This window comes from Abyssibacter profundi (assembly GCF_003151135.1).
Lineage (GTDB): Bacteria > Pseudomonadota > Gammaproteobacteria > Nevskiales > OUC007 > Abyssibacter > Abyssibacter profundi.
This window is the reverse complement of sequence record NZ_QEQK01000016.1, coordinates 57,104-80,168: the sequence shown is the minus strand read 5'-3', so window position 1 is coordinate 80,168 and position 23,065 is coordinate 57,104. Positions and strand designations below refer to the sequence as shown.

The 23,065-nt window shown below is 64.5% G+C and carries 18 protein-coding genes and 1 pseudogene; 10 read left to right on the top strand and 9 right to left on the bottom strand.

Annotated features, from left to right (window positions below):
* Window positions 1-676: 676 nt before the first annotated feature.
* A complete protein-coding gene (locus tag DEH80_RS15220) occupies window positions 677-2,803 on the bottom strand; it encodes a TonB-dependent receptor (protein ID WP_165831502.1) in 2,127 nt (708 codons plus the stop codon).
* Between the two features lie 104 nt (window positions 2,804-2,907).
* On the bottom strand, window positions 2,908-3,192 hold the full coding sequence (locus tag DEH80_RS17390) for a hypothetical protein (protein ID WP_165831501.1): 285 nt from the start codon (window positions 3,190-3,192) through the stop codon (window positions 2,908-2,910).
* Between the two features lie 47 nt (window positions 3,193-3,239).
* Between DEH80_RS17390 and dapF the strand changes: the two genes are divergently transcribed.
* The 8 genes from dapF (at window position 3,240) to DEH80_RS15180 (ending at window position 11,201) form a co-directional block, all read left to right on the top strand.
* Window positions 3,240-4,073, top strand: coding sequence for a diaminopimelate epimerase (gene dapF, locus DEH80_RS15215; RefSeq protein WP_109721366.1), 834 nt, complete (start codon window positions 3,240-3,242; stop codon window positions 4,071-4,073).
* A gap of 69 nt (window positions 4,074-4,142) precedes the next feature.
* Window positions 4,143-4,871 (top strand): DUF484 family protein, encoded by a 729-nt coding sequence (locus DEH80_RS15210; RefSeq protein WP_109721365.1) that lies wholly within the window; start codon window positions 4,143-4,145, stop codon window positions 4,869-4,871.
* Window positions 4,852-5,772, top strand: a complete 921-nt coding sequence (gene xerC / locus DEH80_RS15205; protein ID WP_109721364.1) for a tyrosine recombinase XerC — start codon at window positions 4,852-4,854, stop codon at window positions 5,770-5,772. Before DEH80_RS15210 ends, xerC begins: the two co-directional genes overlap by 20 nt.
* A 102-nt stretch (window positions 5,773-5,874) precedes the next feature.
* Window positions 5,875-6,423 (top strand): GNAT family N-acetyltransferase, encoded by a 549-nt coding sequence (locus tag DEH80_RS15200; RefSeq protein WP_109721363.1) that lies wholly within the window; start codon window positions 5,875-5,877, stop codon window positions 6,421-6,423.
* Window positions 6,424-6,515: 92 nt separating this feature from the next.
* Complete coding sequence (gene hslV / locus DEH80_RS15195; protein WP_109721362.1) at window positions 6,516-7,055, top strand: ATP-dependent protease subunit HslV; 540 nt, start codon at window positions 6,516-6,518, stop codon at window positions 7,053-7,055.
* A complete protein-coding gene (gene hslU, locus DEH80_RS15190) occupies window positions 7,052-8,419 on the top strand; it encodes an ATP-dependent protease ATPase subunit HslU (RefSeq protein ID WP_243412828.1) in 1,368 nt (455 codons plus the stop codon). The genes hslV and hslU overlap by 4 nt, the downstream gene beginning before the upstream one ends.
* Before the next feature lie 230 nt (window positions 8,420-8,649).
* Complete coding sequence (locus DEH80_RS15185) at window positions 8,650-10,692, top strand: hypothetical protein (protein ID WP_133249274.1); 2,043 nt, start codon at window positions 8,650-8,652, stop codon at window positions 10,690-10,692.
* A 71-nt stretch (window positions 10,693-10,763) separates the two neighbouring features.
* On the top strand, window positions 10,764-11,201 hold the full coding sequence (locus DEH80_RS15180) for a YtoQ family protein (protein WP_109721360.1): 438 nt from the start codon (window positions 10,764-10,766) through the stop codon (window positions 11,199-11,201).
* A gap of 116 nt (window positions 11,202-11,317) precedes the next feature.
* Here the strand turns inward: DEH80_RS15180 and DEH80_RS15175 are convergent, their stop codons facing one another.
* The 5 genes from DEH80_RS15175 to DEH80_RS15155 all read right to left on the bottom strand — a co-directional run bounded on the left by DEH80_RS15175 (window position 11,318) and on the right by DEH80_RS15155 (window position 16,469).
* Window positions 11,318-13,399 carry a TonB-dependent receptor gene (locus DEH80_RS15175; protein WP_109721359.1) on the bottom strand — a complete coding sequence of 694 codons (2,082 nt, stop codon included), beginning with the start codon at window positions 13,397-13,399 and terminating at the stop codon, window positions 11,318-11,320.
* A 48-nt stretch (window positions 13,400-13,447) separates the two neighbouring features.
* Entirely contained in the window at window positions 13,448-14,482 is a 1,035-nt protein-coding gene (locus tag DEH80_RS15170) for a hypothetical protein (RefSeq protein WP_109721358.1), read from the bottom strand.
* Between the two features lie 189 nt (window positions 14,483-14,671).
* A complete protein-coding gene (locus tag DEH80_RS15165) occupies window positions 14,672-15,004 on the bottom strand; it encodes a hypothetical protein (RefSeq protein ID WP_133249273.1) in 333 nt (110 codons plus the stop codon).
* 137 nt (window positions 15,005-15,141) lie between these two features.
* Window positions 15,142-15,543 carry an OsmC family protein gene (locus DEH80_RS15160; RefSeq protein ID WP_109721378.1) on the bottom strand — a complete coding sequence of 134 codons (402 nt, stop codon included), beginning with the start codon at window positions 15,541-15,543 and terminating at the stop codon, window positions 15,142-15,144.
* Window positions 15,540-16,469: a pirin family protein gene (locus DEH80_RS15155; RefSeq protein WP_109721356.1), complete on the bottom strand. Its 930-nt coding sequence runs from the start codon at window positions 16,467-16,469 to the stop codon at window positions 15,540-15,542. Before DEH80_RS15155 ends, DEH80_RS15160 begins: the two co-directional genes overlap by 4 nt.
* Before the next feature lie 149 nt (window positions 16,470-16,618).
* Here DEH80_RS15155 and DEH80_RS15150 point away from each other — a divergent pair, with 149 nt between their 5' ends.
* Window positions 16,619-18,526 (top strand): S8 family serine peptidase, encoded by a 1,908-nt coding sequence (locus DEH80_RS15150; protein ID WP_109721355.1) that lies wholly within the window; start codon window positions 16,619-16,621, stop codon window positions 18,524-18,526.
* 229 nt (window positions 18,527-18,755) lie between these two features.
* The gene (locus DEH80_RS15145) at window positions 18,756-19,391 is read left to right on the top strand and encodes a YceH family protein (RefSeq protein ID WP_109721377.1); all 636 of its coding nucleotides are present in this window, start codon (window positions 18,756-18,758) and stop codon (window positions 19,389-19,391) included.
* Here the strand turns inward: DEH80_RS15145 and DEH80_RS15140 are convergent.
* Both DEH80_RS15140 and DEH80_RS15135 read right to left on the bottom strand, forming a co-directional pair.
* Window positions 19,388-22,483 (bottom strand): efflux RND transporter permease subunit, encoded by a 3,096-nt coding sequence (locus DEH80_RS15140; protein ID WP_109721354.1) that lies wholly within the window; start codon window positions 22,481-22,483, stop codon window positions 19,388-19,390. The two genes, DEH80_RS15145 and DEH80_RS15140, sit on opposite strands and share 4 nt — an antisense overlap.
* Window positions 22,480-23,058, bottom strand: a pseudogene (locus DEH80_RS15135) (efflux RND transporter periplasmic adaptor subunit); the annotation flags it as partial. The pseudogene DEH80_RS15135 and the gene DEH80_RS15140, both read right to left, overlap by 4 nt.
* Window positions 23,059-23,065: the final 7 nt, after the last annotated feature.

Sequence of the window (23,065 nt, the reverse complement as noted above, 5' to 3'; positions counted from 1 at the left end):
CTGCTCAGGTCGGCGCGCCTGCGGCGCGACGACTGCCCTGCGATGCTCGCCGGCGACGGGCGGGTCGGAAACTCGCCCGCTGCGCGGGCTCAAACAGCCGACCCGCTGATCCGTCGCCGGCTGCGCGTCTCGGCTGAGCACAGGCACGGAAACCCCTGCAGTTCGGCGGGATATGGACTCGACCCCGTGTCACGTGGCCGAGCATCGCAGCAGGCGGTGGACCTGTCGGCGCGCAGCGCCGAGCGAGGCAGGGATGCCGAAGCCGTTGCAGCCGGGCCAGGACGGCCCGTCTGCAACGCCCACCGACTGCGAGAAGCGCAGGGCACCCGCCGCCGGACAGGCGGCGGGCCACGTGATCGGGCGCCGTTTCTTTTCGCCGGTTTTCTTTGGGCGCGCAAAGAAAATCGGCTCGCCCGGCAGGGCGAAATCTGACCGTTTGCGAACTCAGACCAGTGTAGGAACGTTTCGCTTCGAACAAAGGCATGCAAGGAGCTGCGTCCCGCTACTTTGTGATGGCTCCTTGGCCCACACCCCTTGTCGCCAGCGTGTACCGCCGGGATGCGGGTGCTACTGAAGACCTGCGCGCTGCACCGCCCGTGCCTGTGTTTACACCAATAGCCAGCAGCCGGAGGGGAGGCATACACCACCACCCGCCCCGGCGACCAGCCCTACGCGATCAGAACTTCAATGCCATATCGACAATCACCGACCGCGCAACTCCCGGAGACTGGTCTTTGATAAACGACGTGTGATCCCGAATGGTTTCATCCAGCAGGTTGCGCCCTCGCAGGCCAAACACCAACGCTGCCGCCGAGCGCACCGTCCAGGTCAGGTCGGCGTCTAGGCGTGTGTAGCCGGCGGTTTCGGTTTCCAGTTCGGCCGTGTCGTCCTGGGTGAGGACGCGGGTCAACCGCAGGTCGGCACCCAGTGACAGGCGCTGCCAGTCCAGCCCCAGGCCGATGCGTGACGGCGTGATGCGGGGTAGCGGGCCGCCGTTATCAAGTTCGCCGCTGACGGTGTCGGCGAATAGCCGCGGGCGCCAGTTGCCCAGCGTGGTGGATTGCAGGGCCAGCACGCTCAGCGAGGCTTCGGCGCCGGCGAAGTTGGCGTCTTGCTGTGTGTAGCGAACGTAGAGCAATTCACCATCGGCTTCGGCCATCCCTTCTTCGTCCACCCGGTCGGGTTCGCCATCCGGTAGCAAGCTGTCGGTGCTGCTCTGGTAGATGTAGTCCTGGTAGCGGGTAACGAAGCCGGTGAGCTCGGCGTCCACCCGGTCGCCATGCCAGTGCAGGGTCACGTCCAGGTTGTTTGCGACCTCTTCGGTCAGATCGAGATTGCCAACCTCGAAGGTTTCGGTGGCCAGGTGCGGGCCCAGCGAGTACAGCTCCTGCGAGGAGGGGGCGCGTTGGGACCGGGACAGTGAAACCGCAACGTTGGCGTGATCGCCGAGTGCGTAATTGCCGCCCAGGGACAGCGATACGGTTGAGAAGTCGCGGGCCGGTTGGTTGCCCGTCGGGTCGTGATCCGTGTTCTCCAGCCGTAATCCAGCCTCCAGTCGTAAGGCATTGAGCTGCCATTCCTCGACGCCAAAGACACCCAGTGAACGGGTCTGGACGGTGGGCACAAACGCTTCTTCTCCCACGGCGGAGAAGTCGGCATCCACCCACTGCACACCCAGCACGCCGGTCAGCTGGCCGATGGGCGCATGCGTGGCTTCGAGACGAAACTCGGTGCCATCATTACCGAAGACCGTGCCGGGTTCGCCCGAGGGTTCTATTTCCGTGTGTTCGTAGTCACTGAGGACCAGCGCGCCGCGTAGACGGGTGAATCCCGGCAGCGGATCGAATATTTCCAGTTTGGCGTCGTAGCGCGTCTGTTGCAGGTCGATGCGCACCCCGCCTTCTTCCTCCCCATGTTCCTCGTCGTGGCCCGCTTCGCCTTCGTGTTCTTCTTCATGCTCATGGGCATGGCCCGGCACGCCGTAGTGGGTGTCGTAGCGGGTGATAGCCAAGCCGACATGGCCCCAATCGTCGACCCAGGAGGTTCCCAGCGCGAAAGACTCCGTTTCCGTGCTGGAGTTTTCCAGTCGGTTAGTCGGGCCTTCGGCGTGTTCTTCATGCACCTCTTCGGGGGCTTCTCCCTCGTGTGCCTCTTCCTCGTCTCGGACCGAGCCGGCCGGAATCTTGAGGTCATCGGTGTTTCGGATCAGGCCGTCGAGATGCACATTGAGCCGGCCGATGCCGAACTCGGTGTGGCCATAAGTGGTGAGTGCTTCCGCCCCGTCGTCATAGCGCATGCCCAGTGAGCCGCCGATTTGTTCGACCGGCTCAGTGGGGATCGTGTCGGACACCACGTTGACGACTCCGCCGATCGCGCCGTTGCCATACAGCAGGGCAGCGGGACCACGCAGCACTTCGATCTGGCGCGCACGAAAGGGCTCGGTGGAAATATTGTGGTCAGGGCTGACCGTGGAGGCGTCGAGCACGCCCACACCGCCGTCCAGCACACGGACGCGGGGGCCCGACTGGCCACGAATCACGACCCGGCCGGCACCTGGGCCGAAGCCGGCGTTCGCAATGCCCGGTTGTCGATCCAGGGTTTCGCCCAACGTGGCGGCGCGCGCGCGGTCCAGCGCATCCCCCACCAGGACATCAACGGGACGGGTGGAATCGAGTTCCCCCCGGTCGGCGAAGGGTTCGGCGGTGACCGAGATCGGTTCAAGCTCCAGCGGTTGCTCGTCAGCAACGGCTACGGGCAGATGGCTGGTCGCGATCACGGCCAGCGGGAAAACATATCGGTTCATCGGATGTGTACTCCTGATGGACCCGGGTTCGGGGCCGGTCGAAGCGGAAATCGGTGCGTCGACGTCGGCGACGTCACGCGGCAGAGCATCCAGCGGTTTTCGGGTCAGGTGTACAGCGGCGGGCCGCGCAGAGCCTGTGATGCCCAGGCCACCCGCTGCAGAGCGGCGATTGGTAGCGGAGCATCGCCCTGCGCACGGTGTTGTGACGGGCCGACGGCACCCGTGGATGCCGGGGGCGTTGTGACCTTCTGGGCCACATGACAAAGCGCACAGAGTTGGTGGGCAGGTTCCAGCGCATGGTCCGCCGCATGCGTGGCAGCGCTCCACTGCAGGGCAAGCAGAGCAACGGCAACAACCTGCAATAGAGATTGGCGGACGGGCGTGCGCATCCCGCGTATTCTGCATGGCCCTATCGGACAAGCAATGCCGGAGCCGCATGAAGCTCGAATTCACCAAGATGCATGCCCTGGGTAACGACTTCGTCGTGATCGACGCCACGCGTGCGGCGGTTCCACTCACGGCCGGGCAGGTCCGCCGCCTGGCTGATCGTCGCCGGGGTGTGGGCTGTGATCAGGTCTTGCTGGTCGAACCGACGGATGAGCAGGGCGTGGATTTCGGGTATCGCATTCTCAATGCCGATGGCACCGAGGTGGGCCAGTGCGGCAACGGAGTGCGCTGCGTGGCGCGCTATGTCGTTGATCGCGGTCTAACCCAGCGCGACGAGTTGGTCTTTGCCACACGCACCACCCGCATGCGGGTGGAGGTCGACGCGGCCCAGGTGATCGTCAACATGGGGGAGCCGATCTTCGATCCCATGCGGATTCCCCTGGATGCGCCCCGGGCAGCAGACCGTTACACGGCGACGATCGACGACACGGCATGGATGTTCGGCGCCGTCTCCATGGGGAACCCGCATGCGGTGTTGCTTGTTGAAGATGTCGATCAAGCGCCGGTGACGACGCTGGGCCCCCGGCTGGAGACGCATGCACTGTTTCCCCAGAGGGCGAATATCGGCTTTGCCGAGGTCGTGGCGACCGATGAGATTCGTTTGCGGGTCTGGGAGCGAGGGGCCGGAGAGACCGAGGCCTGCGGCAGCGGTGCCTGCGGCGCCGTGGCCGTGTTGCACGGCCTGGGCGTGGTGGGGCCTCAGGTGCGAGTGCAGCTGCCGGGAGGCCAGCTGGATATTCGCTGGCCGGGCCCAGGCCATGATCTGTGGATGGAAGGCCCGGCAAGCTACGTCTTCGAGGGGCATATCGACTTCAATCGCTGACACAGCGGCCCGAACCGGCCGATTCCGTTAGCATTTGGTCTGGACTGAAGCGAAGAGCCTGCGGGGAGCATGGGGAATTCAGAAGACAAGGTCGCATTGGCGGCCATGCAGCCGGATGACATGGCGGTGGCCGGGGTCACCGAGGACGACGTCATCGCTTATCTCGAACAACATCCGCAGCTGTTCGCCGACCACCCGCAGTTGCTGGAGGGTGTGGAACTGGCGCATGCCACCGGCTCCGCAGCCTCGCTCATCGAGCGCCAGGTGGGCTTGCTGCGGCAGCGCAACGAGCAGTTGAGAGAGCGGCTGCATCAGCTGGCTGAGCTGGCGCGTCATAACGAACGCCGCATGCGTCATGCCAATCGCCTGGCCGTTGCCCTGCTGGGGGCCGGTTCCCTGGCCGAGGTCGCCAACATCACGCGCGACGAGGTCACCCGGGCGTTCGCCGTGGATGCCGTGTTCATCGGCTTGTACGATGAGCAGCCCCACAGTGAGATCCCTGCGATCGGCGCGGGACACGCGCTGCGCCAGCATTACGCCAACCTCATGCGTACTGGTCTGATCGAATGCGGGCCAGTCGATGCAAAGGCCCGGCAGGCGCTGTTCGGCGAACAGTCGATCGCCTCGGCAGCCGTGGTGCCACTGGATCGAGTGCAGCCTTTGGGGTTGCTGGCCGTAGGCAGCGAAGACGGCGCGCGATTCCAGCCCGGCATGGGCACGCTGTTTCTGGACCTGATCGCCGATTTGCTGACGGCAGCGATTCGGCGTCACCTGCCCGATGCCTGCGCTTCAGACTGAGCTGGACGCCTTTGACCGGGTGCTGCGCGACGAGCGCCAGCTCTCGGCCCATACCCGCGCCGCGTATCAGCGTGATCTCGGTCGTCTGCAGGCCTTCTTGATCACGCAATCGGTGGAGGACTGGGGGCGGGTCGGTGTTGCCCACATCCGCCAGTGGGTCGCAGCGGAGCACCGGCGCGGCTTGTCAGCGGCGTCTCTGCAGCGGGCGTTGTCGGCGGTGCGCAGCTTCTATGCGCACCTCATCCGGCACGGTCAAGCCAGCGCCGATCCGGCAGCCGATGTGCAGGCGCCCAAGCGGGGCAGGCCGTTGCCCAAGAGCCTCGATGTCGATGAGGTCAGCAGTTTGCTGGAGAGCGAACCGGCCTCGGTCGTGGCGGTGCGGGACCAGGCGATGATGGAACTGATTTATTCCAGTGGTCTGCGTCTGGCCGAGCTGGTCGGCATCAACCTCAATGACTTTCGGCCCGATGAAGGGCTGCTGCGTGTGACGGGTAAGGGGGCCAAGGCCCGTGAGGTGCCCGTCGGGCGGATGGCCGCCCGTGCGGTTCGGCGGTGGGTCAAGCTGCGCGGCGAGATGGCCGCGCCGGATGAGCCCGCGCTGTTCGTTTCGACGCGCGGGGGGCGGCTGTCACCTCGCTCGGTGCAGTCGCGCCTGGCCCAGGCCGCCGAGCGTGCCAGCCTGCCGAGTCGGCTGCACCCTCACCGGCTGCGACATGCTTTTGCCACGCATATGTTGGAGTCCAGCGGCGATCTGCGCGCAGTGCAGGAGCTGTTGGGCCATGCCAGCATCAGCACCACGCAGGTCTACACCCATCTGGATTTTCAGCACCTGGCCGATGTGTACGACAAGGCGCATCCGCGCGCCCGTCGGTCGGGGAGTGCGGAGACGCCTGAAGACTGAGCATGGCGGTGCGCGAGCGCCGACCTTGGCCCAGGTCGGCGACCGCTTCTGTCACGGTGGCCGCAGCGCGGGTCGCCGTTCAAGCTGGGATACCATCGCCGCATGATCAAGAGCCCTCGCATCTCGCTGCAGCCGGTGGAGCAGGTGTCCTCCGCCTCGGCGTATGACGCGGTGATGTCCAGCCGCCACGGTTTGGCACCGTGGATGCACTGGCTGACATCGGCCTACTCCTTGCGCGACCAGCAGGCCTTTCAGGCACGTTGCGCCGTGTTGCGCGGTGCGGGCCTGGAGTTTAACTACGGCATCGTGACGCCGGGCGGGCAGGTGCTGGGTGTTTGCGGTCTGCATCGCATTGACGTGTTGCATGCCACCGCCGAGGCCGGCTACTGGGTGCGTATGGATCATTGGCGCCGTGGCGTGGCGCGCAGGGCCCTGACACAGCTGCTGGACAAAGCCTTTCGCGAGCATGTGCTGTCGCGGGTCGAGCTGATCATCGATTGCGACAACACCGCCAGCATTGGTCTGGCGGAAGCGATTGGTGCCTGTCGCGAAGCGCGCCTGCAGCAACGCTTGTTTCGAGACGACGCCCGGCACGATGCCTGGCTGTACGCCGTCACGCGCAGTCGCTGGTCCGCATCTCGCACGCGCTGAGTGTGGTGCTGCGCGGCCCTGAATGCGGGCACGCATTGAAAGCCGCCCCGCCCGTCCCGACATAGGGGCGACGACCCAGACACGGAATCATCGTGGAACAATTTCGAGGAACCACCATCCTCTGCGTACGGCGCGGCGATCGCGTTGCCATTGGCGGAGATGGGCAGGTGTCCATGGGCAACACCATGGTCAAGGGCAATGCCCGGAAGGTACGGCGCCTGTACAACAATCAGGTCATTGCGGGCTTCGCCGGCGGCACCGCCGATGCCTTCACGCTGTTTGAGCGCTTCGAAGGCAAGCTGGAAACCCACTCGGGCAATCTGGTCCGCGCCGCGGTCGAGCTGGCCAAGGACTGGCGCACCGATCGCTCACTCCGCCGTCTGGAAGCCTTGCTGCTGGTGGCCGATACCACGGCCTCGCTGATGATCTCCGGTACGGGAGATGTGATGGAGCCGGAGTACGACTCCATCGCCATCGGCTCCGGCGGCAGCTTCGCCCAGGCGGCGGCGCGTGCCCTGGTCGACAACACCGACCTGCCTGCCGACGAAATCGTCAAGCGTGCAATGAAGATTGCCGCCGATACCTGTGTGTATACCAACGACCATCTGACTCTAGAGGTGCTGGACGCATGAGCGACGCCACCCAGGCATTACCCACCACGGGCACGATGACGCCGCGTGAGATCGTCCAGGAACTGGACAAGCACATTGTCGGCCAGAGCGAAGCCAAGCGCGCCGTGGCCATTGCCCTGCGCAACCGCTGGCGGCGCATGCAACTCGACGAGCGTATGGCCGGCGAGATCACGCCCAAAAACATTCTGATGATTGGTCCCACGGGCGTTGGTAAGACCGAAATTGCGCGGCGGCTGGCCAAGCTGGCGCGGGCGCCATTCATCAAGGTTGAAGCGACCAAGTTCACCGAGGTTGGCTACGTAGGCCGCGAGGTGGATTCCATCATCCGCGACCTGGTCGATGCGGCCGTGAAGATGGAGCGCGAAACCGCCATGCAGCAGGCCCGTCCCAAGGCGGAGCTGGCGGCTGAGGAGCGGGTGCTGGATGCCCTGGTCCCGCGTCCCCGTGAGTACGGGGGGGAGCGCTCGGAAACCCGTGAGCAGGAAACCGGCACGGCCCGTCAGGTGTTCCGCAAGCGCCTGCGCGAAGGGCAGATGGACGATACCGAGATCGAGATCGAGGTGCAGATGCCCACCCCTGGTGTGGAGATCATGACCCCGCCAGGTATGGAAGAAATGGCCAGTCAGATGCAGGGCCTGTTCCAGAACCTGTCCAAGGGCAAGACGCGTAAGCGCAAGATGACCGTCAAGCAGGCCATGAAGGTCATGACGGATGAAGAGGCGGCCCGTCTGGTCGACGAGGAAGCCCTCAAGGCCCATGCCGTGCGCAATGTCGAGCAGAACGGCATCGTCTTCATCGACGAAATCGACAAGGTCTGCAAGCGCGACGGCGCCATGGGTGGGGATGTGTCCCGCGAGGGTGTGCAACGCGACCTGCTGCCACTGGTCGAGGGCTGCACCGTCAACACCAAGTACGGCATGGTGAAGACCGACCACATCCTGTTCATTGCCTCCGGCGCTTTCCACCTCGCCAAGCCCAGCGACCTCATTCCCGAACTGCAGGGTCGGTTGCCCATCCGTGTCGAACTGTCCGCGCTGACAGCCGATGACTTCCTGCGCATTCTCACCGAACCCGATTGCTCGCTCACCGAGCAATACGTGGCTTTGCTGGGAACCGAAGGCCTGCAGGTCAGCTTCGACGAACCCGGCGTACGGCGATTGGCAGAAATCGCCAGCGAGGTGAACGAGCGCACCGAGAACATCGGCGCCCGTCGCCTGCACACCTTGCTGGAACGCCTAGTGGAACAGCTCTCATTCGAGGCGCCGGATCGCGCGGGTGAGTCCGTGACCATCGACGCCGGGCGCGTGGATGCCGCCCTGTCCGAGCTGTCCAAGGACGAGGACCTGTCCCGCTTCATCCTCTAGGACACGCTGGCGGGTTTCACCCCACCAAGCTGTTGATTGCACCGCGACGCGGTACATGGATGTACCGGGTCGCGCTGCACGCTTCGTGTCTGGCCGGGAGCGGTCGGGCCACTCGTCACCCCGTCGGCTGGCGGCCGGTTGGGTTGATCATCATCCAAGTGGGCGATGCATGGCTTGTATGTATGCCGCTAGGTTCGGTCCCTGTTGAATCTGAAATGGGGAAGACTGCGGTGACGAAGCGAGCGATGTGGCATTGGGGAGTGGTGATCGGCGTAGGCGGACTGCTTGGCGCCTGCGGAGGCGAGGATGCGGAAGATTGCTGTGCCCCGCCGCCTCCGAACGGACAGCAGACCGTGCTCACGATCGAGGGGCGTGTCACCGATGCGCCCATCGCGTTGGCTGAGGTTGTGGCATCGCTCGGGAATCGGTCGTTTTCGGCGACCGCAGACTCGAACGGCTTCTACTCGTTACAGGTCTCCGCACCGGTGACCGAGTCGGACCGCTTGCTCCGGTTGGAGGCGCGCGGGCGAGGGCAGCAGTCTTTTGTACGCTTCCGGAGTCAGCTGGCTTCGCTAGACACGCTGGTGCAGCAGGCCGGCCCAGACGGCAGTCTGTCTGCAGGCGACAATATCCGAGCCAACGTGACGCATCTCAGCACGGCGGAGTCGGCCCAGCTCGGGAGCCAGCTGACCGGCGATGCCGATCTCGAGACGGCGCTGGCTGAGGTTGACCCTGAGCGGCTGCTGAACACTGCTGCTTCCATCAAACTGCTGGTCGATCAGGCGGATCGCTATGCGTTGCCGGATTCAGTGACCGACACGCTGGCCTTCGCAGAGCAGGCCGAGCTGGTTGAGCAGTTTGTGGAGGACGTGACCTCCACCACACAGGGGCAGCAGGACTTCCAGGATGCCCAAACAGCGACGGCCGATGATCCCAACGTGGTCGCGCAAGAGGATATGGCCGGCGTGCCACAACGCCTGGTGACCATTGGCTACGTCCCGCCGATGGCCTACAACTACTTCAATTTGGTCGATGTCTACCAATTTGAGGCCGATGGCACCGGGCTCGTTTTCGATGCGGTCCGTGACACATCCACGACCTGGAGCCAGTCCGGCAACACCCTCACGGTGGTTCCTGACGATCCAGAGCGGTTTGAGTACAGCGTTGCGGACGGATCGGGCGGGGCAATCAATGCCGTCGATACTGAGCTGCATGTGGAGATCGTGCCGCTGGGTAACGGGATTGCGCAGCTGCGTAGCTACTACGAAACCACCTATCCGGACGATCCGAACGCGAGCCCCGAGACAAGGATGTTCGTCAGTAACGTGCGCTATCTGGCGGATGCCGATGTGCGTGCCGCTTTTCCCGCGGTGCGGGCACCGGTCGGATCGGGTGTGTCTGCAGACGTCTACAACACGAACGAGGGGGTCGAGTCACGTGGCCTGACGGCAGACCGACTCTCGTTTCAGTCTGGAGGCATGGGGTCGGCAGCTGTTCTTGGCGAGGATTTCACCTGGACAGAGGGGGACGACGCGTTGTCCGTGAATTTCGTCAGCGGGACGCGCATGAGGTACCGGCTCGGTACCCGGATTGATGATTGCGCCGCCACTTGGCTGACGGAGTCGGAGGGCGCGGACGCCAGCCGCCGTGTCGATCTAGGGCTTGCGGTTTGCGATTCCGGCGCAGCATTTACGCCAGCTGATATTCCCGGCTACTACTATCAGTTTGGTGTTGGTGATGAAGAGGCTTCGGATGACGATGTCGTGGGTTTTGGCCTGCGCTTCGATGCCGATGGCACGGGCGCACAGTTTGTTAACGAGATCCGCAGGGTCGACGAGGACGGTGACGGTGAACCGGAGGAATCCGAGTATTACAACCAACCCGATTCGGGTGATCGGCGACCACTAGAGAGTTATGCCGAGTTTTATTGGGCGCTGAGCCCGGACAATACGGTCGTGATTCAGCGCACTGAATACTACGACGGCTCGAGTTTCTACCCGGGCTGCGAGCCAGGGACGGCTGACTGTTACACCTGGGACCGCCGGGAATTGGTGCCGTTAACCATCGATGGTCAGCGCTTCTATTGGATGGAAGTGCGTCAATTCGACTTGAGCTACTTTGGTGGCTCGACCGAAGACACGACATACATTCAGAGATTCTATGACTACTCCGCGACAGAGGTTCCGGTGGATGGGGTCTCGAAGCGTCAGCGGCTCGAGCGCAGGGAATCCGAATCTGCGTCAGTGGTCGCCAGGCACCAGCGTGTGCAATAAACTTGTTGGATGAAACGCAAAGGGCCGCACAATGCGGCCCTTTTCTTTGATCGAATCTGACAGGGAACACCATGGAATGGAATGTCTATCTCTCCGGTGAAATCCACACCGACTGGCGCGAGCAGATCATTGCCGGCGCCGAGGATTTGCCGGTGAATTTCGCCTCTGCCGTCACCGACCACGCGGCGAGTGATGCCGCGGGTGACTTGCTGCGTCAGCCCGAGTCCGGCTACTGGCGTGATCACCAGTCGGCGCGGGTCAATGCCATTCGCACCAAGACCTTGATCGAGCAGTGCGATATCGCCGTTGTGCGTTTTGGTGACAAGTACAAGCAGTGGAACGCGGCGTTCGATGCCGGCTACTGCGCGGCATTGGACAAGCCTTACATCACACTGCACGACGAGTCGCTCATCCATGCGCTGAAGGAAGTTGATGCGGCTGCCATGGCCTGGGCCGAGACGCCAAAGCAGGTGGTTGAACTGCTGCGCTACGTCACCACCAAGGCCTGACTGCGGGATTGGCTGCCATCCGCACGTGGCCCGCTGTTCGGGTCTGTGCGGATGGCGGTGTCATCACAGCCAGGCGTCCAGCCAGCCACGCGCTAAGCGAGTGGGCCTCTGCTCGGCTAGTACGCCCATTTGATGCCCGCGATGACCTGCCTGCCGGGCAGGGGGGCGGTGTCCTTGAGCACAGACAGGTGGTTTCGGGCGTCAGCATCCAGCAGGTTCTCGCCCATGATCCAGAGCTGCCACGCCTGGTCCTGGAGTGTCCAGTTGCGTTGCAGCCTGGCAGATAACCAAGTGTAGCCCTCGGTCTCATCTTCGTTGGGTGCCAGATTGTCCGACCGCAGCACGCGCTTGACCGTGGCGGACGCCAGCCAGCGCGGCGTGTCGTAAACCACGCCGAGCGCGCCATTCGTGGGCGCTGTGCGCGGTAGATGCTCGCCGCCGGCCGTTGTTGCGGACAAGGCATCGACCTGTGCCCAGAGCGTGACGGGCCAGCCTCGGTGAACGTCGAGATGGTTCTCATAGCGGAGGGACGCGCCGTAGAACCGAGCGTCTGTTTGTCGCGTGAACCACACTTCGCTGAGGTGGAATGGATCCACCAGCGGCGAGCCGTCGGCTGCGAATCCCTGATCCTGGAAAATGTAATCGTCGAATCGGTAGTAGAAGCTGGAGAGCTGCGCCCGGTGTTCATCGTGTTTGAGCACCAACTCGACATCCAGGTTGACGCTACGCTCCTTGTCCAGATCGACGTTGCCGAAGATGTAGGTGTCGGTCGCGTGATGAAACCCGTTCCAGTACAGCTCATCTGCGCTGGGGAAACGTTCGAGATAGCTGACGCTCACGTCCCATAGCAACGCATTTCCACTGACCTGCTTGCCCAGGCCAACGGAAAGGCTCAGCGCCTGGTCCGACTGCCGACGGTAGTGGTCGGGGTCCAGCGATTCTGGGTGGACCCACTGTTCCTGAATGTTGTCAGGATCGGGCGTCAGCGTGCGCCATTGCAGATGTGAGCCGAGGCTGAGCGCGTGGTCCGCGCTGACCATGCGGTGAACAACGGTCGAGATTTGCAGCCCTTCGTCTTCGGTATCCGGCATGGGATGGCCGTGGCTGTAAGGCAGCCCCGTGTCCTGGACAGATTGGGCGATGGACTCACCCAGCGGGCCGCCAGTGCGGACCGCATCGCGAAAGTCGTCGCAGCCACCGTGCTCATGGCAGACGCGCAACTTGCTCCTGCTGACGCCGAGTCGGGTGTCGCCGGTCCAGCTGCCCGCCCACCATTCCAGTTCGAGCGTGCTGCCTAGCACCTGTTGTCCGAACAGGCCGTCCTGACGGCCGTCCTCGGTCTCATCATGCAGGTAGTCGCTGCCATGTACGCTGAGCTGCGCCGAGCTGAGCCAGAGCGAGTCAGGCAGATAGCGGAATGAGCCCCTGTAGTCCTCTCGTTGCAACTCAATACGCGTTTGCTCTGCGGTGCTGTTTGGAATGCCATAGTCCTTGGTCAATCCGGTGGCGCCGAACTGAACTTCGGTGCGATCGCCGACACGCCAGCCGAAGCCGAGCTGGGCTTGCTGGGTGCTGAGGTCAGAATCTCGAACAACCTGCCCGTCGCCTGATTCGTAGGGATCGGAGTCCCGGCTTAAACCACCGAGGTGCGCGGCCCATCGGTTATTGGCGTAATGCAGGTGGGCCGTCGCCCCCGCGCTCGACGGTTCGGCCCGCAGGTCGCCCGACAACTCGGTATGGAGGCCGGGCTTGGAGAACAGGTCGTCCAGTGCATCGCTAATCCGCACAACGCCGCCGGCCTGGGCGGCGTAGAGCAGGGATGCCGGTCCCTTGAGTAGTTCGATGCGCTCGGAGGCCTGCGGGGCAACCGCAACGGCGTGGTCCTGGCTCATCGCCGACAAGTCGCTGACTTCGTGATCATTCTGCAGAATCTTGATCCGGTAGCCACTCATCCCGCGGACCACTGGCCGCCCGACGGCTTCTCCATAACTGGCGGAGTCGACATTGGGCAGGTCGTCCAGGTAACTACCCAACGTGTCGTTGCTGGCCCCTTGTTCGAGGGTGTCGGTGTCCTGGGATGTCGGGTCGGGTTCCGGTGTATGCGTGACGTCTACCGGCTCCAGCTCCAGCTGCTCCGCGGTTGCGGGCGTGGCCGCCAGCAGGCAGGCGACAAGCAGCGCCTTGGCTTGAATATTCATAGGCAGTACCCGGACGCCGGGGCGCGCAGGCACCCCGGCGTCACCGGTTTACTCTTCGTGGTCGTGCTCGTGCGCCTCACCAGCCCCGACGATTGCGACGAGGTCGGCTCGCGCGCCCGCAGGCATGAGCAAGTCCGCTGACCATGTGGAGTGCTGATGGAAGTCGGACCCGTCATGCGCGTCGACCAGGTAGAGGGTCTGGGTCTCGGGGATGAAGACGAGCACGCCTGCTTCGCTGACGCGGGCGATGCTGGTCCGGGCGCAATCCTGGATGCTGCTGGTGGCGTCGAGCTTGACGAAGCCCTGGAGGCTTTCCAGTGCGCCCTCGTGTTCCTCGTAGAAATACATCCGGCCGGTGTCGGTGAGCGCGTAGTGGACCAGCGTTTCCTCGTGCGCGGCCTCTTCGCTGCTGCCTTCCTCGCCTTCGTGGGTGTGGGCTAATTCAGCGGCGAGATAGGGGTCGATATAGGCTTTGCAGAGCGTCTGCCCCTCGCTGTCCAGCGCTTCCGCGACTTCCGCCTCGAGTTCGGATTGCTCGGTGACAAACGCATTGAGGCGCTCCAGTTCCTCGGTCACCTGGCTGCCGGGTTCGGGATCCCGGTACTCGTCGGCCAAGTGGCCGGCCAGTTCGTCGTCGTGAAAGTCGAACAACACCGAGAACTGGTCGGCATCGATCGAACTGCCGGGCTGGTAGCTGGGGCGCATCAGCAGGAAGCGAGATTCCAGATGGATGTCTTCCTCTTCCTCGTTCTTGGCCTCGTGATCATGCTCGTCTTCCGCATCCGCCCAGACGAGAAAGTGGCCGATAGCCGACGTATCCGTGATCTGGGTGTTCTGTACGGCTGAATCCTGGCTAGCGGCCGCAACAGCGTTCTGGTCGGCGAGGATGCCGGTGGTCGTGTTGTAGGTATAAAAGCCGCCGTTGGAGGCATTGATCATGTTCAGGCTCAAGCCTTCCGGCAGGCCGATGAAGACGCCCTCGCCATCGTCACCGGAGCCGCCGGAGGAATCGCTACAGGCGCCCAGCAGCAGTGCCGGGCCGCTCAGCAAGGAGACAAGCAAGAATTTTTTGTTCAGTCGCATGAGAAATACTCTTGGATTGCGCACACAACCCCCGCTCGCGGCTCGCGCGTTATTCACGGCGCGCCGGCAAGCTGCGGGCTTGTTCGCTGGATTTGGGTTCGGGGCGCCCTGCGGAGACACGGTGCCCGTACAGATTCGACTGGCATCGCAAATGCCAGTGCTCCGGCCATGGCCGGAATGTGTCAGCGCTTACAGCGGGCGGCTGGGCGGTGCACGTGCGTGAAAGTTCGCGACAACGGGCACGAGGGCGCGCTGAAGCGGGGCACAGCTGCGTTGCGCCGTCCCCACGATGCTTGCGGGGGGCGTGGCTGAGCTGTTGGGAAGCGGCTGTTTTTCGGCCTGGTGAAATGCGATGCAAGTGTCATCGCTTTCGTGAAATAGATGCTCTTCGGCATGGATGACCGACGCATATTGCGCGAGCAATACCAGCACCACGAGCGCAAGCACGGGCGTCAAGCGCCGGGGCGTCAGGGTCTGGAATGTCGATGCGCGGCTAACCATAACTTGCTGACGCTGAAGCATGCGGCCTGCCCCCGCAAGTCGCGCTACATCGCGCATGTGTCCGGTCACAGCTGCGGTTTGCATCGCGCGTCGGGGCTTGGATGCCTGCAGCAGGGGCTGGGCGAAGGCGACCAGACACCGGACATGAGGCGGCCGGGTTACGGTGCGGCTGCGTTGCCTCGGTCGCTGGTGACCGAGGCCCCGTCGATGACCGTGCGGGTCACCGGCGTTTTCGCTGCGATCTCCAGCAGGCGATCCCATTGGCGGTCGCTGAGGTCGCCGGTCGCGTGGATGTGGCGATGGATGTGTGTCTGTCCGTCGGCATCCTTCGTTAGGGTCAGTGACACCGAGACGGTCCCGAGATCCCAGCCCTTGCGCTCGGCGTACATTTGCAAGGTGATGGTGGTGCACATGCCCAGGCCGGTGAGGAAGTAGTCGTAGGGGCCAGGGCCAGCGGGTTCTGGCGGCTCGTCACCCACCAGGTGAAAACCCCGGGTCTCGATGTCCTGACGATAGGGAGTGTCCGTCGAGCGGACGGTTGCGGTGGCCAGTGTCTTCATGGCCGGGTCCCGCTGGCGCCGGGCCATTCGGGGATCGGGATCCACTCTTCGTTGTCGTCCGGAATGTCGGGGAAGCGGCGCGCCATCCAGTCGGCTTTGGCCTGCTCGATGGTCGCGGGGCTGCGCGCAACGAAGTTCCAGAAAATGTGCCGCTGACCCACGGGGTCGCCGCCGAGAATCACGCACAGCGTGTCGGTTTCGGCCCTTAATTCGACGGCGTCTTCGGCATCCAGCACGGCCAGGCTGCCGGCTTCGCAGACGGTGCCGCCGATGCGCAGTCGACCTTGAACCACGTAAATCCCGCGCTCCGTGGCGGCCGGGCAGGCCAGGGTGGCGCCACTGGCGAGACGGCATTCGCAGTACAGCGCAGGGGATGCGGTCTGCACAGGCGACCGTTGGTCGAAGGCCTGTCCCATGATGACCCGAATATCGGCGCCGGGCCGTGAAATGCTGGGAATGTCGTCGGCGGTGTAGTGGGCGAACGCGGGGGCACAGTCTTCCAGGTCGTCCGGCAGGGCCATCCAGCACTGGAGGCCATGCAGGCCTGCGGCCCGGTCCAGATCAGAACCCGCCCGCTCGGAGTGGACGATACCGCGGCCGGCGGTCATGAGATTAACGGCCCCCGGCGTAATCGGCTGCACCGCGCCCACGCTATCGCGATGCAGAATCTCGCCCTCAAACAAGTAGGTCATCGTGGCCAGCCCGATATGCGGGTGGGGGCGAACATTGATGCCTTTGCCGGCAGGTAGCTCGGCCGGCCCCATTTCGTCCAGGAAGATAAAGGGTCCGAGCATGGGTTGATCTCGTGCAGGCAGCACCCGGCGGACACAGAAACCGCCGAGGTCGCGCTGTCTGCCCTCGACCAGTCGCTGCACGCGTCCGTGCTGCTCCTGACAATCGGGTGTTGGGGCAGGGTGATAGCTCATGGCGCGGATCTCCTGTCGCTTTGGGTGCAGTGTGCGCCGCCAAGGCACACAAGGCGAGTGGCGGACAGCGCGACGGGAATGCGGCAAGCTTCTTGCTCCACCGAGCGGCAGCGCCGCCCGTGGCCACAACAAGATCAGATGGGGAATCAATGAATAGCAAACGAATCGCACTGTGCATCAGTGCGTGGTTGTGTGTGAGCACGGCCAGCTGGGCTCTGGATGTCGACTGGCGTGCCAAGGTCGATCAGCAATTGTTGAGTGATTTACAGACGCTGACCACGGTCGACTTCATGGTCCAGTTGCAGGATCAGGCCGACCTATCAGGTGCCGAGGCGCTGACCGATAAGGCGGCCAAGGGGCGCTTTGTCATGCAAACCCTGCAGGCCACGGCGCAGCGGAGTCAGGCTCCGCTGCTGGCTTTGCTGCAGGCCCGCGGAGTCACGCACCGAGCCTTCTGGATTTCCAATGCCGTGCATGTTCAGGGCACCGTGGCAGACCTGGAAGCGGTGGCGCGACTGCCCGGTGTGGCGCATGTGCACTGGCTCCAGCCGATTCCGGCGCCCGCGCCGGTCGAGCAGGCTGCGCCCAAGCAGACCCCGCACAAGGCGGTGGAAGCCGGCGTTGCGCTGGTTCGCGCCCCTGAGGTCTGGGCGGCAGGTATCAACGGTGAGGGGATTGTCGTCGGTGATCACGATATCGGTGTGGAATGGACGCATCCGGCCCTGCAGGACAAGTACCGCGGCTGGGATCCAGGCACCCGGACGGGCAGCCACGACTACAACTGGCGCAATGCCTTCGGCGCGTCCGATCTGTTCTGTGCCGATCCGGGCGAGCCCTGTGACTCACACGGTCATGGCACGCATACCACCGGGACCATGGTGGGTGACGATGGCCAGGGCATGCAGATTGGCATGGCCCCGGGCGCCGAGTGGATTGCCTGCCGCTCGCTTTATGACCCCATCGTCGGTCTCGGCACGGTCCCGGCCTACATGGACTGCATGGAGTGGATGATCGCGCCGTATCCCATCGACGACCCGGCCGGTGCCGACCCGGCCATGGCGCCGCATGTGGTCAACAACTCCTGGGGCTGCCTGGAGGGCTGTGCACCGCCGATGCTCGATGACCTGAACAAGGCCACCAAGGCCGCAGGGATTGTGCAGGTCGTGTCCGCCGGGAACGATGGGTCCGAGTGCAGCACCATCGCCTTCCCGCTGGCGGTTTACGAGGAATCCTTCTCGGTAGGCGCGACGAATGTCGAGGACGTCATGGCCGGCTTTTCCAGCCGTGGCCCGGTGCTCAGCGATTTGTCCATGCGGGTCAAACCCAATGTCGTCGCCCCGGGCGTCAGCACGTTGTCGGCGACGATCAACGGTGAGTACGCGGCTCTGAGCGGCACCAGTATGGCGGGCCCGCATGTGGCCGGACTGGTGGCCCTGCTGCTGTCTGCTGAACCCAAACTCATCGGTCGCGTGGACGATGTACGGGCGATCATCGAGCAGACCGCCGTGCCCATTGCGCATGGCGAAACCTGTGGCGGCACGACGGATGCCGACATCCCCAACAACACCTCCGGCTACGGCCGTATCGACGCGTATGAAGCGGTGACGCGGCGGCCGGTGCTGGCGGTGGATGCCAGTGGCTCGGCCTCGGGTAACAGCCTGACTTATGTCGCCACGGTCAGCCTGCCCGCAGATGCCGCCATCGCAGCCACGGGTGTCACCGTCTCCGTAGACCTGCCCGCGGGCGCAACGGTGACGGCGGTGGATTCCAGCGTGCAGATGCCGACGACCAAGGCGACCGAGCAGTACCAGATTGACAGTCTGGCGCCGGGCGGCAACTGGGCGCTGAGTCTGACCATCGAGGGAGCTGGCGACCAGCCCATCACCGCCGAGGTGGAGGCAGACCAAGTCAGCGCCGTCGCTGCACCCGCCGTGAACGGAACCGCCGCTGCCGGCGGGCAGCCGCCATCCGGGTCCAGCGGTGCCTGGGGGCTATGGGCCTTGCTGCCGCTGTTCCTTGCCGCCTCGCTGCGACGGCGGTCTGTGTCGCCGCGATAAGCCCGGCGTCGTGAGGTCTCCGGGCCGTCGTGTACATCGACGGCCCGGAGCGCGGAGCCGCCGCATCTGGTGAGCGATGGTCGGTGGGTGGACGCTCCGCCCCATGCCGAGTGGCTGACCCGCCTATCCGGCCTGCCCGAAAGCGGCAACGACGAGCGCCGGTAACCCGCGCAGCGAACAGCGCGTGGCCATGGCAAACTGACGCCCCGCCAACGTGCAGGAGCGTTTCGTGGAGACGCCAGAACTGTCCCCGGCCGAGGCTCGCGTCCTCGCCGCGTTGTTCGAGAAATCGATCACGACCCCCAATTACTACCCCATGACCGTCAACGCGATCATGGCGGCGTCCAATCAAAAATCCTCACGCCTGCCGGTCATGTCGCTGACGGAGGGTGAGGTTGGTCGCGCGCTGACGCAGCTGGCCGAGTATCGTTTTTGCAGTCGTGAGGACAGCGGCTCCCGAGTGCCGAAATGGCGCCAGAACTTCAAACACCGCTTGTTGCTCAAGGATCATTCGGCCGCGATTCTCGCGGTATTGATGCTGCGCGGACCACAGACCCGGTCGGAGTTGCGCAGTCGGGCCGAGGGCCTGCGGGGCCCCGGCACGCCAGCGGAGCTGGACGCCGCATTGGAATTTCTTGGTGATCGCAGCGAGCCGCTCATCCTGACGCTGCCGCGTCAGCCGGGGCAGAAGGAACCACGCATCGCGCATACACTTTGCGGTGCGCCAGAGATTCCGGATGTGGCCGTGGCGCCGCCGACGCCGCCGGCCTCACGGGCATCATCCGCCAGCCGGGACGAGCTGCTGGCCCGGGTCGAGGCCTTGGAGGCCCGGATGCAGGCACTGGAAGACGCCCTGGGCAACTAGCCTGCCGGCCGTGGCCGCAGTCGCAGCAGCGTGGTGAGCAGAACCGGTAGCAGCGTGACCGTGACCAGGGTGGAAAACACGAGGCCGGCCAACACGATGGTGCCGACGCCGCGGTAGAGCTCCGTGCCCGCACCGGGGATAAAGACCAGCGGCGACAACCCGGCAACGGTGGTGATCATCGACATCATGATGGGGCGCAGGCGCGCGTCCACGGCCTCGGTGACGGCGCGCTCGGGTGAGGCTTCGCCATCTCGCAGGTTTTGCAGTGCCCGGTCCACGATCAGAATCGGGTTGTTAACCACCGTGCCCAGCAGAATCAGAAATCCCAGCATGGAAATCATGTCGAAGGGCTGACGCAGGAACAGGTTGAGCAACACCAGCCCGCCAATCCCCCCGGCTACGCCGAGCGGAACAATGGTCATGATCACGAAGGGGTAGCCCCAGTGCGTGAAGATGGCCACCAGCAGCAGATAGCAGAGCACCAGTGAAACCACAAAATTGCCGGATAAGGCCTGGCGTGTGGCGTCGAGCTGGTCGGCCGCACCGGAGATATCGAGCACCACACCCGCCGGCAGCTCTCCCGAGGCTTGCAGGGCGCCGATGATGTCCTCCCGCACGATGCCAACCGCCGTCTCCAGCGCGATGGAGCGCGGGGCGATGATGTTGAGCGTGACTGTGCGCTGTCCATTGACCCGGCGAATCTCGTCGGTATCCACGGTGTCCACCAGCGTTGCCACAGCTGAAATCGGCACAATGCCGGCCGCAGTGGCGATCGGCAGCTCGGGCAGGGCAGAAAGGTCCTGCGCATGACCCGCCTGGCTGTAGAGGTACATGTCGACCTTGTCATCGCCGACAAAGTACTCGTCGACAAAGGCGCCATCAGACAGGGCGGCGACGGCAAAGCCCAGTTCCTCGGCGGTCAGCCCCAGTTCGGAGGCGCGGAGCCAGTCCGGTCGCACCTCCACCAGCGGTTGGTTGAGCGTTAGCGACGAGGGCTGGGAGCCGATTTGCGGATCGTCCAGCACGCTGCGAGCGCGGTCATAGACCAGGTCAGCCGCCGTATAGATCGCACCCAGATCTGCGCCGGAAATATCGACATTCACGCTGCGGGTGCCGCCATCGTTGCTGCTGATAATGGAACCGCGGGACACGAATGCACGCATCCCGGGGTAGGCCGTGTACAGGTCCGTCAGGATGGGGATGAGGGCATCGATCTGGGCGGGCCGGATGGTCTCGGTGATGATGCGCAGGCCGCCCGGGTCCACCGACAGATTGATATAGGCCAGCGCGGGCACGTCAACCTCGCCGCGCGCGAAGCGATCGGGATCGTCTTCGACATAGGGCATGAGCTTGGCCTGGAGGTCGTCCGCGATGACCGTCATCTCGTCCAGGTTGTAGCCGGGCGGCGCGATCATCCGTGCAAACAGCTTGGGCTCCTCACCCTCTGGCAGGTACTCGGCAGGCGGCGTCAGCCAAACAAGAATGGCGACGACCAGGGCCGTCAGACCGCCCAGATAGCCCCAGCGACGGCTGGGGCGGGCCACCAGCCAGGCCACGGCAGCGGCGACTTGCTTGCGGACCGCACGGCCGGGTTCGGGGCGGTTTTCGGCCATGGTGAGTCGCGCGGCTGCCGTGGGCACCAACGTGATGGCCACCAGCATCGACGCGAGGATGGACGCCGAAATGGCGACCGCGATGTCGGAATACAGCTGCCCGGCTTCCTCTTCGATAAACAGGATGGGGGCGAACACCAGCACCGTCGTCAGCGTGGACGCCAGCACCGCGCTCCACACGCGCTTGACCCCGGCCACCGCCGATGCAAAGCGGCCCAGACCCTGCCGGCGTTCGCGCTCGATGGCCTCGAGCACGACGATGGTGTTGTCCAGCGTCATGCCAATGGCAAAGGCCACGCCCGCGAGCGAGATCACATTGATCGTGCGCCCGGCCAGCAACAGCCCCATGAAGGCCGCGATGGTGCAGATGGGTACGCCGAGCACGCCGACGGCGGTCGCCCGCACCGACCGCAGGAACGCGAACAACACCAGCGTGGCGAGCACGGCGCCAATGCCCAGGTTCTGCCAGACGTTGGCCACCGAGGCTTCGACATAGCGCACATCGTCGCTGGTCAGGCTCATGCGCATGCCGGCAGGCTCCAGCACGTCGCGGTTCACGGCCTCGACCACCGGCGCCATGGCCTGTTTGATGGCGATGACGTTGGAGCCCGAAATGCGGTTGACCGCCAGCGTGATGGCCGGCGCGCCTTCGGCATAGGACAGACGCCGCAGTTCGAAGTGATCCAGGCGAAGCTCGGCGACATCGCGCAGGCGCACGACGGCGTCGCCTTCGCGGGCAATGATCAGGTCCTCGATGTCGATCAGGTCGTCAAACCGACCCACCGTGCGCAGCAGGTATCGTCGCTTGCCGGTATTGAGATCACCGGCCGAGACATCCCGGTTGCGCGCCCGGATCGCCTCGCGCAGCTGGGTGAGCGAGACGCCGCGCTCGGCCAGGGCGGCGGGGTCGACGAAGATCTGAATCTGCCGTTCCGCCCCGCCCCGCACCTCCACCTGCGATACGCCGGGCACCCGCTCCATGCGTGTGCGCACGTTGTCATCGATAAAGTCCTGCATCATGTCCATGTCCAGCGCGCGCGGGTTGCCTGGCAGGGGCACGACGCGGTAGTACATGAACGCGTTCTGGGAGAAAGAATCCGCGGTGACGCGTGGCTCGTCGACGGTTTCCGGGTAGGCCGGAACCTGCGACAAGGCGTTGTTGACGTCGATTAGCGCCTGGGTGATGTCGGTGCCAAAAGGGAACTCCAGCTCGATTTCGGCGCGGCCGGTCGAGGCATAAGAGATCAGCCGGGCCAGGTTCGGTACGGCGCGCAGGAATTCTTCCTGCTCGATGAGAATTTCCTTTTCCACGTCCTGCGGCGTGGCACCCGGCCAGCTGGTGCGAACCGAGATCTCGCGGACCTCCAGGTCCGGGATCATCTGCACCGGCACACGCAACGCCGCCAGCAAGCCCAGGACGCACAGTACGAGCGCCGCGACGGTCAGCAGCGTGCCGCGACGGACCAGGGCCTCGATCATGGGTCTGCCTGGCCCATGCGGTCGACGAGTCGCAGAACCTGACCTTCCGACAGGCCTTCATTGCCCCGCACGATCACGCGGTCGCCTGGCGTCAGGCCCTCGCGGATCTCCACGCGATTGCCCACCGTGCGCCCGGTACGCACCGGGCGCGCTGTTGCCTTGAGCTGGCCATTCGATGCCTGGACGACCCAAACGCCGTAGCCGCCCTCGGGGCGGCGGACAAGGGCATCACGTGGCGCCAGCACCAACCCCTTGGCCGTGCGGATGTGAAATTCGGCCTGCGCCGACATGCCCGGCAGCAGGCGGGCCTCGGGATTGTCAACGGTTAGGCGCACCCGCAGCGTGCGCGCGGCGGGGTCGCTCACGGGCACGGAGGCCGCAACCGCGGCGTCCAGCGTTTGGTCGGGCAGCGCGGGCGTGGTCACGGTCACGCGGGTGTCCGGCGTGATGGCTGCGAAACGAGCCTGTGGCACCGGAACATCCAGGCGCAGGCTGGTCAGGTCGACCAGTTCCAGCACCGGTGTGCCGGGGACGGCCCACTCGCCGATATCGGCGTAGCGCCGCGTAACGACGCCAGCAAAA